Origin of the sequence: Zunongwangia mangrovi (assembly GCF_900112105.1) — a bacterium.
In the GTDB taxonomy this organism is placed as follows: Bacteria; Bacteroidota; Bacteroidia; order Flavobacteriales; family Flavobacteriaceae; genus Zunongwangia; species Zunongwangia mangrovi.
Genome location: NZ_FOKV01000004.1, coordinates 208,305 through 224,126 on the forward strand (window position 1 = coordinate 208,305; position 15,822 = coordinate 224,126).

Below are 15,822 nucleotides of genomic sequence, written 5' to 3' on the forward strand. Positions count from 1 at the left end.
CAATAAATGCTTAATCTTTCTAATACAAAACTGGGTGAAAAGGTAAACTTCGAGCAGTTTAGTGCCTTTTCTCAGATCGTGAAAAGAAGTCATCACAAGCTTCTTTCCAGGATCTTATTAGGAACTTTTGTGTTTTTACTAATTCTACTGTTTTTCCCCTGGACGCAAACCATTAGCAGTAGAGGTTATGTAACTACCCTAAAACCTGATCAAAGACCCCAAACCCTGCAATCTCCAATCCCGGGACAAATCCAAAAATGGTATGTTCGGGAAGGTGACTATGTTGAAAAAGGAGACACAATTTTACATATTGCTGAGGTAAAAAATGAATATTTTGATCCGCTTCTTGTAGAAAGAACCGGTGATCAGCTAACTTCAAAAAATAGTTCTTTAGAATCTTACGGGCAAAAGATCGAAGCATTACAGCGCCAGTTAGCTGCTGTAAATCGCGAGCGTGAATTAAAATTAGAACAAACAAGAAACAAAAGAAAGCAAGCCGAGCTTAAGATCAATAGTGATAGTATTTCTTTAGAAGCGGCGAAAGTAAACCTAAGCATAGCCGACAGGCAATATACTCGTATTGCCGAGCTTTACGAAGAAGGACTTAAATCCAGGCTAGATCTTGAAACAAAACAGTCTAAATTTCAAGAATCTCAGGCCAAGGTTATCGATCTTGAAAATAAATTACTAAGTAGCAAAAATCAGTTACTCAATGCGATCATGGAAGTAAACCGTATTGAAGCTAACTATATCGATAAGATCAATAAGATCGAGGGTGAGATCTCTACGGCCAATTCGTCAAGATTCGATGCTGCAGCACAAGTTTCTAAATTAGAAAATTCTCTTTCTAATTACCAAATTCGAAAAAATCTTTATTATATCCGCGCTCCGCAGGACGGTTACATTAACCGTGCGCTAAAACAAGGTATCGGTGAAACCTTTAAAGAAGGTGAAAAACTGGTTACCATTATGCCTTCTAATATCGATATTGCTGTGGAAACTTATGTAGAGCCTATAGACCTCCCCCTTCTAAATATTGGCGATCATGTAAGAGTACAATTTGATGGTTGGCCTGCGATCGTTTTTAGTGGATGGCCAAATGCCTCTTTTGGTACTTATGGAGCAAAAGTAGTTGCGATAGAAAATTTTATAAGTGATAACGGTAAATACCGAATTCTGCTTGCTCCAGATCTTAAAGAAAGAGATAAGCACGAATGGCCAGAAGCACTTCGGGTAGGATCTGGTGCCAGAACTCTAGCTTTACTGGATGATGTGCCTATATGGTATGAATTATGGCGAAAATTAAATGGATTTCCACCTAATTATTATACCAGCGCAGAAAAGGAAAAAGACGGAAAAAAAAGTGATTCCAAAGATGCTAATAAGTAACATGCGAAAGTTTATTTGTCTAGTTTACTTTTCGGTTTTTGCTATTTTCTTCGGAAATGCACAGGGGCAGGAATCGGAGATCTTCACACTGGAAGAATTTTTAGCGATGGTTAAAAGACACCATCCTATTGTTGCCCAGGCAAATCTTGATCTTTCTGCTGCAGAAGCAAAATTATTAAAATCTAGAGGAGCCTTTGATCCTAAACTGGAAGGTGGAATGAAAGAAAAGAACTTTCATGGAACCGAGTATTATTCACTCTGGCATGGAACTTTTAAAGTTCCCACATGGTATGGTATTGATCTAAAAGCCGGTTATGAACAAAATGAAGGTTATTATCTTAATCCAGAAAACACCACACCAAATGATGGTCTTTGGAGTGCCGGTGTAAATATTAGACTTGCACAGGGCTTACTTTATAACGAAAGAATGAATAATCTGAAGCAGGCAAAGATCTTTCAGCAACAATCACAGGTAGAAAGAAATATACAGGTAAACCAGGTGCTTGCAGATGCTACAAAAGCCTATGCAGATTGGGTATATTATTTTCAAAATGCTACAGTTTACGACGAATTTTTGGAAAATGCGATCATTCGATTCGATGGTATTTCAACTTCCAGTAGATTGGGTGAAACACCAGCGATCGATACTGTAGAAACAATGATTACGGTAAGAAAACGAAGATTAGATCTTAAGCAAGCACAATTAAAGCTTCAAAAAGCTAAACTGGCGCTTAGTAATTATCTTTGGATCGAAGATATCCCAATCGAACTGGAAGATCGTATGATTCCGTCTCCAGAAACCTTAGACTTCACTTCTGTTCTTGGCATAGAGCAATTATTAGGAAACGCAACAGATATCGAAGATCATCCTAAATTACAGTCTTTAAATTATGATTTGGAATCTTATGATCTTGATATTCGATTAAAAAGAAACAAACTTTTACCTAAGATCGATGTTGAATATAATTTTCTTTCTGAAGAAATTGACGAACCAGATTATATCAACACGAATAATTATAAAGCCGGAGTTAAAGTAAGTTTTCCTTTATTTCTTCGGAAAGAACGCGGTGATTTACGATTGTCAAAAGTTAAACGGGAACAGGCTGAATATAAATTGTCTGAAAACGCCTGGAAGCTAAGTAACAAAATTAAGGCTACCGAAAGGGAAATTCTTAGTTTACAGGAGCAAATGGCCATTGTCACAAATATTGTAGACGAAAGTGAGATCATGGTTGAAGCAGAAAAACGTCTATTCGAGATGGGTGAAAGCTCCATTTTCTACATTAATACTCGGGAAAATAAACTTATAGATTCTATTCTAAAAATGAATAAGATCAACAACGAATTAAACCTTGCGATCGCTAAGCTTTTCGAAACACTTAGGATCGAGTATGATAATGATTGATAAAAAAAGTGACCATATCTAAGTAGTCGCTTTAATTTTTTTAAATTATTATAACTTTCTAAGTTGCAAATGGTTTCTTCTGCAGCATTTTGCTGAAAACTAAATATAGAATTCCGCAGCAAAGCCAGGCGGGCAGTGTAACAAAAGATAAGAACACATCGAATTGAACTGAAATAAAGTAGAATACTCCAAAACTTATTACCCAAGCCCAAAAGACCGCCTGATTAAATTTAGTTCCCGATTTTTCAGCATAGAAAGATTGAATGCCAAATTTCTTTCCGAAGAAATATTCAAAAACGATAATGGCTCCGATAGGTGCTAAAATGAACCCATAAAGTGCTACAAAACCTAATAATTTCATTGCAAAAGCAGGGAATAATCCTGCGATTGTTGCTACCGATCCTGCAATGATAGTGACCCAAGCCGTAGAAACTTTTGGAATGATGGCCTGAAATGCTAATCCAGCTCGGTAAATTGTTGGGTTTGCCGTTGTCCAACCAGCGAGAATCACCGCAATAATTCCGAAAACACCAATCGCATTATAAGCCAACGGACCTGGTGCTACCGAAGGTGCTTCTCCACTTGCTAAAATAGCCTGAGCTTCAGGAGATTTTAAGTATACGGCGTATAACAATGCAGCTGCGATCCAAGCAATATAATGCCCTATATAAATTCCTGCAGCTGTTGTCCAACCAGAACTTGGATTTTTGGCAAATCGAAAAACGGATAGATCTGACATCCCAATATGCATTGCTGCATTGGCAAACCAAGACCACAAGAATACGTGCCAAAACGTATATTTTATTTGACCAGGAAAAGGTTCGCTTCCTTCACCCCAAATATTCCAAAAATCAGAAAAACTATGGACGTCTAAATTTACTAGCGAAACAATTCCGCAAATAACAAAGGCAAGGACGATAATCGGACTCATCCAATTGGCGGCTTTCGCTACCGTGCTATAACCTTTGGCCGCGATTATTGAGATTACCGCCCCAATAGTTAATACGATAATCACCCAAGTAGCACTGTTAGGCATTGTATCGGTTAATTTCGGCATCTCCATATCAAATGGAACGCCTACCGCGGTTGCGGATACAGTGATCATTGCTCCTGCCAAGAAGCAGAATAATACTCCATTAGCCAGATTATAAACTGTAACCAGGCGTTTTCCGCATATCTTCTCTAAATGATAATAAAGTGTATATCTAAATTTGGTGCCAATTTCTGCAGTGAGAAACCGCCAGCTTAAAACCGCCATCAAATTTCCAAAAAGCAATCCAATGATCAAGTCGAAAGCACTAACACCGGTAGTTAAAAAAAGCGGACCGATCACAAACTCTGTTCCCGCGGCGTGCTCACCGGCATACATTCCTAAAAAGCTTTTCCAACTTTTTAGCTTGGATTCAGGAACACGTTCGCGTTCAAATTCTCCCGAAACTTCTTCGGTTAATACTTCTTCTTCTATTTGTGCCTGACTCATTTTTTTAGATGTTAGCTATCAGCAATTAGCTTTCAGCTTTTATTTTGTTATTACTTTATTTCAATCGATTTAGTTGATTTTTTTTTAACTTCCAAACTATTCCATATTCATATTATCATTTAAAATCTCTACTTTTTTTCATTACCAAAAAAAGTAGCAAAAAAGTCTAGTCTTATTTTTATTTCCTTGAATTGTTAGCAAAATAGCTTATCCTGCGCAAGGGAAACCGTTTCACTTATCCCTTGCTCCGCAGCCATCGCTGCGCTATTTTACTACAATTACTACGGAATTAAAAAGTAGGACACCAAACACTTTGTCAATTCCAACGTTTTTCAATTATCACTACGTACTTGACAAGAAATTTTTTGAACTTCTCAGCTATATGCGATCCTGAAACAAGCCCGCCTGCCGTACGGTCAGAACCAGGATGACGCTTTTCCTTATTTCTTTATTCTCATCTCTAAGCTTTCAAGTCTAATCTCTATATTCTATTTTCTAAAATCTAAAATCTCAACTCTAATCATTCCTTCACTAAATACTTCGGTAAATCGGTTACTTTTTCGCAACAGACTTGCTCTAGAACTTGTTGTAATTGCATTTTTAGCATTGCAATGGTATGATCACCGCCTTTATCGCCTAAAGCGCCAACGCCATACATAAACGATCGTCCTAAAAAGCTAAAATCGGCTCCGCTACTCATAACGCGAGCAATGTCGGGACCGGAACGAATTCCGCTATCCATCATTACCGTAATTTGATCTTTATATTTTTCGGCAATATGCGAAAGTGGTTTTATAGTCGATTCTCCTGCGTCCAATTGTCTTCCGCCGTGATTGGAAACGATAATTCCGTCGAAACCTAATCGAATCGCTTCTTCAGCATCTTCATCGGAAACGACTCCTTTTAAGACCAATTTCCCTTTCCAAAGATCACGAAGCGGTTTAATTTTTTCTTCATTTAATCTTCCAGAAAAAGTAGCATTCATCCAGGCGCCAAGCTGTTTAATGCTCATTCCTTTCTCCATATATTTTTTCATTGTCGCGAAATTTGGGGCACCGCGCTTTAAGGTTTCCATTGCCCAGGCAGGTTTACCCATTACTTGCAATACGTTTCTGAAATTCATTTGCGGCGGCATTGCGAGTCCGTTTCTTATCTCTTTTGGACGATAGCCAAAAGTGGGAACGTCACATAAAATCACCAAAACCGGAACTTCAGCAGCTTCAGCACGTTTTAAAATATCGTCACGTAACCAATCTTCAGTAGGGTGATATAGCTGAAACCAGGCGCGACCTTCCGTTAGTTCGCTTGCACGTTCGATACTTGTGGAAGTCACCGTACTCAAAACAAATGGAATGTTATGTTTCAATGATGCTTTGGCTAAGATTTCGGGCGCATTAGGCCACATTAAACCTTGTAAACCAATGGGTGAAATCCCAAAAGGGGCATCATATTTTATACCGAACAATTCAGTTTCTAACCTCGATTTGCTGTAGTTTTTCAGGTATCTAGGTTTTAGCTGAATTTCCCTAATTTCATCGGTATTTCTTTTGATATTGATATTCTCATTACAGCCTCCGTCCAGGTATTCGAATGCAAAACGCGGCATACGTTTTTGCGCACGCTCACGAAGCGATTCGATCGACGGATATTCGGTGTTAAATGGAAAGGCCATAGGTCTATTTTAGTTTACTGTTTACGGTTACTAGTTAACAGTTAATATTTTTTAGCTTAAAATTGAATGTATTCAGCTTTAAGTTTTCTCTTATTTTCTTCATTCAGTATTTAATAGATGAGATCCCGGATCAAGTCCGGGATGACGCTTATTTTTAGCTTAATATTCCTCCTGATTCTTGTTTCTTTAATCACTGGTCTAATTCTCTATTTTCTAGCATCTAATCTCTCAATACTAACTTGTCACTACTTAAAAACTACTTCGTCAACAGTAGCGGAACTAACTTCTTCATTCGGTAGTTTTCTTTTAAAAATTTAGAATCTACCTTTTTGTTTGAAATCACCATCGCCGCACCTAAGGCTGAACCTAAAGGTGAATGCGTCGATAATACCTTAAATTCGCTAAAATGATGTGCCATTAATTTCATAAACACATCATTATCGGTAAAACCACCGTCGATGTAAATTTTATAAATAGGTGAATTTCCTATTGCATTTCTAATGGTGTGAATCTGTAGTTCCATCAGCTCGATCATTAGTTGATGATAGGCTTCTTCAAAAGTTGGAAAAGGCTTCAAATCGGTTTGGTGTAATTCTTTTCTTTGAAGCGAAATCCCTTCAAATTTGAAATAAATCGAAGGTTTTTCAATCAGTCTTAAATATAGCTCCTGATCAAACTTTACATCACGGTGATACCCGTATTCTTTTCCGTAGTATTCTCCGAGTTTTTCGACCTGAATTCGGTATTCATTACCCATAAAAAAACGAGAAGCTTTTACCCGTTTCCCGTCGACACGTAGATAATTCAGGCAATTGTTTCTAATATCTTCTTCTCCTAAGCTTTCTTCGTTAAATGGATTCAATGAAATACTCCAGGTTCCGGTAGAGAGCAATAAAAATGGCTTTTTCTTACTTAAAATATAAGGTAACAAAGCCGAAGAACTATCGTGAATTCCCACACCAATTTTTATCTTTTTCCCTTTGTAAGAGGTGTTAATACTACTCGCCGTCGGAATAATTGGCCCGAATAATTGATCGAATCCTTCCGCATAAACCCATTCGTGATAATCTTCCTTATCGAAATCCCACAAATTGGTGTGGCAACCGATCGAGGTATATTCGCTCACCGGAATACCCGTAAATAAAAACGATAAATACTGTGGAAGATGAAGCGAATACTTGATTTTGTTAAAAATCTCGGGGTATTTTTTCTTCAGCCAAAACAACTGTAATCCCGAATTTAGCATTCCCGATTGTGGTGAAGCGGTCTCTTTGGCGATCTTTAATTCGCCGCCGTATTTCGCATAAAATTCATCGGTAATTTCCTTCTCAATCGGTTTCGTGTAGTTATATAAAGGCGTCAACACATTTCCGTGATGATCTAAATGCACCAAACTCGCTCCGTAAGTCGAAAAATTGATCGACTTCACTTCATATTCTTCACTTTCTAAAATCGAATGAAATGTATCTTTGATCCACTGCCTTAAAAGCGTAATATCTTCGGTAGGATAACCATCCTCATCTACCGTTAGCGGCAAACGCGTATAATCCCGAAAAACCTCCTGATAATCCTTATCGAACAGGAAAAATTTCTTGTTGGTTTTCCCAATATCAAAAACAGCAGTTACTTTCTTTTTATTCATTTTAATTGTAATCTTATTTGGGACGCGACCTTACAGGTCGGGCTTTACGCTGCAATTCCGTTTGCTTCCTACGGTCGCAATCCGGGATTTCCACTTCAATCCCTCGCGCAGTTTCTTAGATTTTAGACCGCTTCGCTTTTAGAGTTTAGAAAATGGACTTTATTGAATTCACCTGTTCATTTTGTCTTGATACAAAACGAACCAAAAAATCAAGGCTTACGAACACTTATCTAAATTTATCGTTCGATGCCTAAATTTTAGGAACTCGCTATCGCTCAAACAGCCTAAAATTTAACGGCATTTTCACTTCAAATTTTACGATAAGCTTTCGATAGGCCATTTTAAATCTTTATGATTTGTAATAGCTTAAGTCTATTCTCTATATTCTATTTTCTAACATCTCAAATCTCATTTCTCAAATCTAAATTCTAACTTCTACAATCCCGTTGCTACCGTTTTTAATCCGCGGGCTTCGATTAGTGTTTTACGAACATCGAATGCGCGATAGGCTTCAATAGGATTTACCGCTGCGCCACTTTTAGCTCTTGCTGCTTTTACGATTGAGCGGACATCTGTTCTGTACGCATCCTGCAAAATTTCCTGACATTTAGTAACATCATCATTTTGTTGCGCTTCTTTTAATGCTTTTTGATCGACTAGTAAAGCCTGAGCGTAAGCAATCAAAATAGCTTCCAGCGATTGTAATAAATCTTCCAGCGGATCTTTGATATTATGACTCGCGTCGATCATCCACGCCGGATAAGGATTTTGCGGATTGTTTTCCATTCCGTAGACCAATTCATTAAAAATCAAGAACAGGGCATAAGGCTTAATGGAACCTACCGTTAAATCGTCGTCGCCGTATTTACTATCATTGAAATGGAATCCGCCTAACTTGCCTTTATACATTAAAGTGGCTACGATTTGCTCGATATTGGTATTTGGTAAATGATGCCCTAAATCGACCAAAGTGAAAGCGCGATTCCCACAAGCATTGGCTAACATAAATGATGTTCCCCAATCCTGAATGGTCGTGCTATAAAAGTTAGGTTCGTATGGTTTATATTCGATAAAAAGCTTCCAGTCTTCTGGCATTGAAGCGTAGATTTCTTTTAGGCTTTTTTCGGTGTTTTGCAACGCATTTTGAAAATTCAGCTGTCCTGGAAAACTAGCTCCATCTGCCAACCAAACGGTTAAACTTTTTGACCCCAATTGTTCTCCAATACGAATTACTTCTTTATTGTGTTCTATTGCATATTCACGAGAAGCTTCATTGATGCTGTTCAGTGAACCGAATTTATAGCTCTCTTTTGAATCAGGTTGATCCTGAAACGTATTCGAATTCATCGCATCGAAAATGATATCGTGACTTTTAGCAATATCTTTGATCGCGTTTACATCTTCTGGAATATCCCAAGGAATATGCAACGACACCGCACCCGCCGTTTTGGTGAGCGCGTGTAAAATGCCAATATCATCTAACTTTTGTTCTAAAGAAGACGGTTCTCCTCCGTAAGAAAAGCGACCAAATCGCGTTCCGCCGGCACCTAAAGCCCAACTTGGAATCGCCACCTGAAAATCGGCTAATTTTTGTATAATTTCATCTATCGAAATTCCTTTTTTAGCAAACTTATTTTTAATGTAATCGATTTCATTTTCGAATGAATCGTTTTGCTTTTTATTGAATTCTGATAGTTGATCAGTATTTATTTTCATCTTTATTATTTTAAGATTTTAGATCGCTTCGCTTTTAGAATTTAGACTATCTTATCTGTTCATTTTGTCTTGATACAAAACGAACCAAAAAATCAAGGCTTACGAACACTTATCTAAATTTATCGTTCGATGCCTAAATTTCAGGAACTCGCTATCGCTCAAACAGCCTGAAATTTTACGGCATTATCACTTCAAATTTTACGATAAGCTTTCGATAGGCCGTTTTAAATCTTTCTTATTTCTTGACTCAATTACACTTTATCTATTCTCTAAAATCTAATTTAATTACTCATATCTAAACTTTATCTCACAAAAGCATTCGCCATACCGCCATCTACATTAATGGTATTTCCGGTGCTTTTGTCCAGAACGCCTACGCAGGCGAATACGCCGTTAGCGATATCTTCTGGTAAGATAATTTCATTTAATAAGTTTCTTTTGGCGTAATGCGCAGGAAGATCTTCAACTTTAATTCCGTGAGCTTTTGCTCGACCTTCAGCCCAATCGCCTTCCCAAATTTTACTTCCAACGATAACTCCGTCTGGATTTACGGTATTCACACGAATATGATCGCTACCTAATTCCGCAGCTAATAAACGCGTCATATGTTGTTGTGCCGCTTTTGCAGTTCCGTAGCCAACATTGTTGGGGCCAGAAACTAGTCCGTTTTTACTGGCAATATTCACGATATCACCACCTAGACCTTGCTTGCGCATAATTTCAACTCCTTTTTGCGCCATCAAAAACTGACCTTTCACCAATACATTTTGAAGCAGTTCCCAATCTTTCAACGAAGTATCCGGTAAAGATTTTGAAATTGCCAATCCTGCTGAATGCACCACGATATCTACACCACCAAAGGCAAGATTCGCTTCTTTATAAGCCTTTTCTATCGACTCTTCTTTGGTTACATCGCAAAGTGCAATCGCAGCTTCGTCACGTTTGTAAGTCGATAAAGCTTTATCTAAATTCTCCTGACTAATATCGGTTAGCACTACGTTAGCACCTTCAGCAACCAATTTATCAGCAATAGCTTTTCCAATTCCGCCGGCAGCACCGGTTACGATCGCTACTTTGCGAGAAAGTGGTTTTTCCGCAGGCATACGTTGTAATTTAGCCTCTTCTAATAACCAATATTCGATATCAAAAGCCTCTTGTCTTGGCAGGGAAGTATATTCAGTAATTGCTTCAGCTCCACGCATCACATTAATCGCATTTACATAGAATTCACTAGCTACACGAGTAGTTTGTTTGTTCTTTGCAAAACTGAACATCCCAACACCCGGATAAATGATGATCACCGGATTAGGATCTCGCATCGCCGGACTATTGGCGTGTTTGTGATTTTCGTAATATTGCCGATATTCTTCTCGATATTGTTCAAAAGAAGGCTCTAATTTTTTCAGTGTAGCTTCCGTATCAGTCACATCATCTGATGGATCTAACGTCAAGATGAGCGGCTGAATTTTAGTACGTAAAAAATGATCTGGACAGGAAGTTCCCATTGGCGCCAAACGCTCCAGATCATTACTATTAATATATTGTAAAACGGTGTCACTATCGGTAAAATGACCGATCATTTGATTTTCTGAAGAAGCCAGTCCGCGTAGTAACGGCATTAACTCGGCAGCCTTTTCTTTACGTTCTTCCGCAGGTAAAGATTTTAGTTTTTGTCCGCCAAAGACTTCTCCGTTTTCTTTGATTTTCTTTTCAATATAATCTGAAGCCATTTCGATAACTTCCAGACTATTTACGTAGCAATCGTAAGAAGTATCGCCCCAGGTAAATAAACCGTGGCTACCCAATACGATTCCGCGAATTCCGGGATTTTCTTCTAAACATCTTTCAAGCTGAAGCCCTAAATCGAAACCAGGACGTTGCCACGGAACCCAACCCATGGTATCGCCCCAAATTTCTTTGGTAACCTTTTCGCTATCTTTTGCAGCCGCAACCGCGATAAGCGCATCTGGGTGAAGGTGATCGATATGTTTAAAAGGTAATAATCCGTGAAGTGGTGTATCGATGGAAGGCGCTTTGCTATCCAGATCGTAGATACAGTGATTAAAAAGTCCTACCATTCGGTCTTCATCTTCTAAACCACCGTAAACATTTTTTAAGTTTCTAAGGCGTTCAGTATATAAACCGGCAATTCCTTTACGAGTCAACGTACCAATATCACCACCAGAACCTTTAACCCACATTACTTCTACATCTTCGTTAGTAAGTGGATCTTTTTCGATGGTTTTACAGCTGGTATTTCCACCGCCATAATTAGTGATTCTAAGATCGGCACCTAATATATTTGATCGGTATAAAAACAAAGCTACCTGATCGTCACCCAATTCGGCAGCTTTAGCTTCATCCCAGAGATAGTCTACGTACTGAAAAGTTTTTTCCATGATTTATCATTATGTGTTTATCTCAAATTTATGTTAATAAACATCTAAGCCTATCCTGTAGTTCCCTGCTATCTTAAGCACTAAAGATTAAATATATAATCTAAAATTAATTACATTTACATCAATAACTCTAACAGTAAAACCCTATGTCAACGAAAACGATTGATGTTAAAATAAGAGAAAATTCTCGAATACCGAAATATAAACAGATTGTAGATTCAATAATTAATGATATTTCTAGGGGAAATTTAAAGGTTGATCAAAAGATCCCTTCAATAAATGAGTTAAGTGAAAGTTGTTACCTGTCTAGAGATACCGTTGAAAAGGCATACAGACAACTTAAAAAGCAACAAGTAATAATATCAGTAAAAGGTAAAGGATATTACATTGCTAAAAATGATTTGATATCTAAGGTAAATGTGTTCTTTTTAATTAATAAACCCAGCTCTTATAAAATGCGTATTTATAATTCCTTTGTAAATGCATTAGGAGTCAATGGTCATGTTAATCTCTATATTTATCATTGTGAGGAATCTCTATTTGTCAAAGCTATTGAAAAAAATATCAATGCCTTTGATTATTATGTAATAATGCCTCATTTTAAAGACAACAACCTGAATCATGCTAGTTACACTTCAGAGGTTATTACTACCCTAGAAAATATTCCCAAAGACAAATTGATTTTGCTAGATAATGGTAAACCAAATATCAAAGGAATTTACGGTAGTGTTTACCAAGACTTCAGAAGTGACATTTACGAAGCTTTGAAAGAAGGTTTACAAAAACTTAAAAAATATGATAAATTAATATTGGTTTATCCTCAAAAATCAGTATTCCCTTACCCTAAAAGAATAATGCATGGATTTAGACAATTTTGCATCGAAAATAATTTTGATTTTGAAATTTTAGATGAGATATACGATGACATGGAGCTTCAGAAACTAGATGTATATATTACTATCGAGGAAAGTGATTTAGTAAATCTAGTTAAACAAATTCGAGAAAAGAATTTAAAATTAGGTAATGATATTGGTGTAATATCATATAATGACACACCTTTAAAGGAATTATTAGGTATAACTGTTATTAGTACCGATTTTAAGGCCATGGGTGAATCTGCCGCCTATATGGTACTTAAAAATAAAAAAGAGAAAGTTAAGAATGTTTTTAAATATATTGAACGCAATTCTGTTTAGAATTTTGTAACCATTTTCCCAAAATAGAAAACAACTAGAAAACAAATCAACGGAAGTATAAATGAAAAATTGATTTCTGGAACTCCAAAAATTAATACGTCTGAATATCCAGTTCCTCCAATGTCTAAAATCAATCCCTGAAGAGTGGGCATTAACGCTCCACCTACAATTGCCATTACCAAGAAAGCAGCTCCAAATTTAGCATCTTTATCTAAACCATCTAAAGCTACCCCATATATCGTGGGAAACATTATAGACATGAATAATGATATTCCCACTAAAGCATACAGTCCAATATTACCCTGAAAAAATATAGTTATAAGAGTACATATTGAAGCTCCGACGGCAAAATACATCAGTAACTTTCCAGAATCGATAAACTTCATCATTCCAGTGCCAATCCACCGTCCTAATAAAAAAAATAAAAGCGCTGCAATGCCATAATTAACAGCAGAGGTATTGCTTATCCCGATAGATTCTGCATATTGATACAGATAAGTCCAAACCATTATTTGTGCTCCTACATAAAACATTTGTGCGATGACTCCAACCACAAATTTTTGATTTTTAAATAAGCGTTTAATAGACTCTCCAATCTTAGATTTTGACTCCTGACTTTCATTTTGTGGCATTTTTGTAAACAATATAACTAAGAAAAAAACTATCACTAAAAAGCCCAAAATTACATAAGGGTCTCTTATAACTGCTAGATCTGCTGTTCTTATTGCATTTCTTTCAGCTTCTTCAAGGTTTTCATAAATTAATGCTCCACTTTCTGTAATATCATCACTTTGCAAAGCAGCAAGAATATAATTCTGAGCTACTATTAAGCCTGCCAATGCACCCATTGGATTAAAAGCTTGCGCAAGATTTAACCTCCTTGTTGCCGTTTTGGGATCACCCATTGATAAAACATACGGGTTAGCTGTTGTTTCCAGGAAAGCCAATCCAAAGGTCAAAATATATAAAGCGGCAAGGAAAAAATAAAACTGTTCATAAGATGCGGCTGGATAAAAAAGCAAAGCACCTAGAGCATATAATGCGAGCCCCAGCAATACTCCTTTCTTATAGGAATAACGATTTACAAAAATTGCTGCAGGTAAAGCCATCGTAAAATATCCACCGTAGAATGCTAATTGTACTAATGATGCCTTAAAATTGTCTAGCTCTAGAACTTTTTTAAATGCTGAAACCATGGGATTTGTAATATCATTCGCAAAACCCCAAAGGGCGAATAAGGAAGTAACCAGAATAAATGGAAGTAATACTTTTTTAGATACAACGGATGCCTGGCTCATAGTAATTATTTTAATAATGCACGATCTAGATGAACATAGCCTCCATCTACATGGATAAACTGACCGGTTGTATGGCTCGATCTCTTTGAAATAAGAAACATAGCCATATCGGCGATTTCTTGCGGCGAAGTCATTCGGTTTTCAAACGGAATTTTTTCCTCGATAGATTTTCTTTTTTCAGCTCCATCTTCCAGAGTATCCAACCAATTTTGATATGCCGGAGTCATACTTTCTGCTATAATTAATGCGTTGCACCTAATTTGATACTGAATTAAATCTACTGCCCATTCCCTAGTTAGTCCTAATACACCTCCTTTAGAGGCTGCGTACCCAGAAGTTCCTCCTTGACCTGTAACAGCTACCTTAGAACCAATATTTAAGATATTGCCTTTGTTCTTCTTTAGTAACGGTAAAGTATATTTCACAGTGGCGTAGTAACTTATCAAATTTAAATGTATAGAGCTGATAAACTCCTCTAAACTTGATTCCAATGTAACACCATCATTCACACCCACATTATTAATAATTACATCAATCCCTGAAAATTTTTGACTGATTTTTTCCACGGAAGACTTAATTTCCATAGGTTTCGATAAGTCAGTTTGAAAAAATCTTGCATTTGGTATCGAGTCCTGAAGCTGTTTTTCATATTCAAATCCACGCTTATTCCTATCCAAAATAATTGGAACAGCACCCTCTTCTGCCAGGGCAAAAACTATTGTATGCCCAATACTACCTTCAATACCGGCTCCACCGGTTACCAATACTACCTTATCCTTTAATTTTAAATCCATTTTTAAAGATTATAAAATTTTACTGCATTATCTCCCCAAAAAGCTTCCTTCTCAAAATCACTAAATTTTGATACTGCCTTTTCAGCAACTGATTTCACCTCACTATATTCTCCCGCCACCAAACATACTGGCCAGTCAGATCCAAACATCAAACGGTTGGATCCAAAAGAATTTAAAACCACTTCTATATACGGCTCCAGCTGTTCGTAATTCCAACTTTTATAATCTGCCTCGGTGATAATTCCTGAAAGTTTACAAAAAACATTGTCACATTTGGCTATTTTCGTAATCATTGTTTTCCAACCATCCATATAACCATCTTTAATATAAGGCTTGGCCATATGATCGATCACAAACTTCTGATTCGGAAATCTGCGAACAAACTCGAGAACTGTTCCCAATTGATGTGGAAATACCAAAATTTCATAAATAAAATCAAGCTGTTCCAATTTTACGATACCGTTACAGAATTTTTTCCGAAGTAAAAAATTAGGATCTGGTTCACCTTGTACAACATGCCGAAAACCCTTCAGTTTTTCGAAACCTGAGTAGTATTCGAGTCTTTCCTCGATGTTATTTGAACAGAAATCTACCCAACCGATTATACCCTTTATAAAATCATTCTTTTCGGAAAATTGTAAAAGGAAATCATTTTCAGCTTCGGTTTGGTCTGCCTGAACGGCAATACAGCCATCCACACCATTTTTTTCCAAAATCGGATCCAAATCTTCAGGCAGAAAATCCTTCCGGATTCGCTGCATTTTATCATTGATCCATTCATGTTTCTGAGGATCATAATTCCAAAAATGCTGATGTGTATCAATTATCATA

Annotated in this window: 11 protein-coding genes; 3 read left to right on the plus strand and 8 right to left on the minus strand. The window is 37.0% G+C overall.

Annotated elements, in window-relative coordinates; translation table 11 throughout:
- Window positions 1-6: 6 nt before the first annotated feature.
- Window positions 7-1,389: an HlyD family secretion protein gene (locus BM201_RS11365; protein ID WP_092542715.1), complete on the plus strand. Its 1,383-nt coding sequence runs from the start codon at window positions 7-9 to the stop codon at window positions 1,387-1,389.
- A gap of 1 nt (window position 1,390) precedes the next feature.
- Window positions 1,391-2,794: a TolC family protein gene (locus tag BM201_RS11370; RefSeq protein ID WP_175487028.1), complete on the plus strand. Its 1,404-nt coding sequence runs from the start codon at window positions 1,391-1,393 to the stop codon at window positions 2,792-2,794.
- Window positions 2,795-2,852: 58 nt separating this feature from the next.
- Here the strand turns inward: BM201_RS11370 and BM201_RS11375 are convergent, their stop codons facing one another.
- From BM201_RS11375 to BM201_RS11395, 5 genes are all read right to left on the minus strand, one after another.
- Window positions 2,853-4,274, minus strand: coding sequence for a purine-cytosine permease family protein (locus BM201_RS11375; protein ID WP_092542719.1), 1,422 nt, complete (start codon window positions 4,272-4,274; stop codon window positions 2,853-2,855).
- Window positions 4,275-4,794: 520 nt separating this feature from the next.
- Complete coding sequence (locus tag BM201_RS11380; protein WP_092542721.1) at window positions 4,795-5,946, minus strand: alpha-hydroxy acid oxidase; 1,152 nt, start codon at window positions 5,944-5,946, stop codon at window positions 4,795-4,797.
- A gap of 256 nt (window positions 5,947-6,202) precedes the next feature.
- On the minus strand, window positions 6,203-7,588 hold the full coding sequence (locus BM201_RS11385) for an FGGY-family carbohydrate kinase (protein ID WP_092542723.1): 1,386 nt from the start codon (window positions 7,586-7,588) through the stop codon (window positions 6,203-6,205).
- Window positions 7,589-8,023: 435 nt separating this feature from the next.
- A complete protein-coding gene (locus BM201_RS11390; protein ID WP_092542725.1) occupies window positions 8,024-9,304 on the minus strand; it encodes a sugar isomerase in 1,281 nt (426 codons plus the stop codon).
- 302 nt (window positions 9,305-9,606) lie between these two features.
- Window positions 9,607-11,703 (minus strand): bifunctional aldolase/short-chain dehydrogenase, encoded by a 2,097-nt coding sequence (locus BM201_RS11395; protein ID WP_092542727.1) that lies wholly within the window; start codon window positions 11,701-11,703, stop codon window positions 9,607-9,609.
- Between the two features lie 146 nt (window positions 11,704-11,849).
- On the opposite strand from BM201_RS11395, the gene BM201_RS11400 reads away from it, so the two are divergent.
- A complete protein-coding gene (locus BM201_RS11400; protein WP_092542729.1) occupies window positions 11,850-12,899 on the plus strand; it encodes a GntR family transcriptional regulator in 1,050 nt (349 codons plus the stop codon).
- Here BM201_RS11400 and fucP read toward each other — a convergent pair.
- From fucP to BM201_RS11415, 3 genes are read right to left on the minus strand one after another with little or no spacing between them, the layout of a single operon-like run.
- The gene (fucP, locus tag BM201_RS11405; RefSeq protein ID WP_092542731.1) at window positions 12,896-14,197 is read right to left on the minus strand and encodes an L-fucose:H+ symporter permease; all 1,302 of its coding nucleotides are present in this window, start codon (window positions 14,195-14,197) and stop codon (window positions 12,896-12,898) included. The genes BM201_RS11400 and fucP overlap by 4 nt on opposite strands.
- Window positions 14,198-14,202: 5 nt before the next feature.
- Window positions 14,203-14,991 (minus strand): SDR family oxidoreductase, encoded by a 789-nt coding sequence (locus tag BM201_RS11410; protein ID WP_092542733.1) that lies wholly within the window; start codon window positions 14,989-14,991, stop codon window positions 14,203-14,205.
- Between the two features lie 2 nt (window positions 14,992-14,993).
- Window positions 14,994-15,821, minus strand: coding sequence for an amidohydrolase family protein (locus BM201_RS11415; protein WP_092542735.1), 828 nt, complete (start codon window positions 15,819-15,821; stop codon window positions 14,994-14,996).
- Window position 15,822 lies beyond the last annotated feature (1 nt).

Coding starts and splice junctions, on each gene's coding strand:
- BM201_RS11365 (WP_092542715.1), top strand. CDS start 7: ATGCTTAATCTTTCTAATACAAAACTGGGTGAAAAGGTAAACTTCGAG.
- BM201_RS11370 (WP_175487028.1), top strand. CDS start 1,391: ATGCGAAAGTTTATTTGTCTAGTTTACTTTTCGGTTTTTGCTATTTTC.
- BM201_RS11375 (WP_092542719.1), bottom strand. CDS start 4,274: ATGAGTCAGGCACAAATAGAAGAAGAAGTATTAACCGAAGAAGTTTCG.
- BM201_RS11380 (WP_092542721.1), bottom strand. CDS start 5,946: ATGGCCTTTCCATTTAACACCGAATATCCGTCGATCGAATCGCTTCGT.
- BM201_RS11385 (WP_092542723.1), bottom strand. CDS start 7,588: ATGAATAAAAAGAAAGTAACTGCTGTTTTTGATATTGGGAAAACCAAC.
- BM201_RS11390 (WP_092542725.1), bottom strand. CDS start 9,304: ATGAAAATAAATACTGATCAACTATCAGAATTCAATAAAAAGCAAAAC.
- BM201_RS11395 (WP_092542727.1), bottom strand. CDS start 11,703: ATGGAAAAAACTTTTCAGTACGTAGACTATCTCTGGGATGAAGCTAAA.
- BM201_RS11400 (WP_092542729.1), top strand. CDS start 11,850: ATGTCAACGAAAACGATTGATGTTAAAATAAGAGAAAATTCTCGAATA.
- fucP (WP_092542731.1), bottom strand. CDS start 14,197: ATGAGCCAGGCATCCGTTGTATCTAAAAAAGTATTACTTCCATTTATT.
- BM201_RS11410 (WP_092542733.1), bottom strand. CDS start 14,991: ATGGATTTAAAATTAAAGGATAAGGTAGTATTGGTAACCGGTGGAGCC.
- BM201_RS11415 (WP_092542735.1), bottom strand. CDS start 15,821: ATGATAATTGATACACATCAGCATTTTTGGAATTATGATCCTCAGAAA.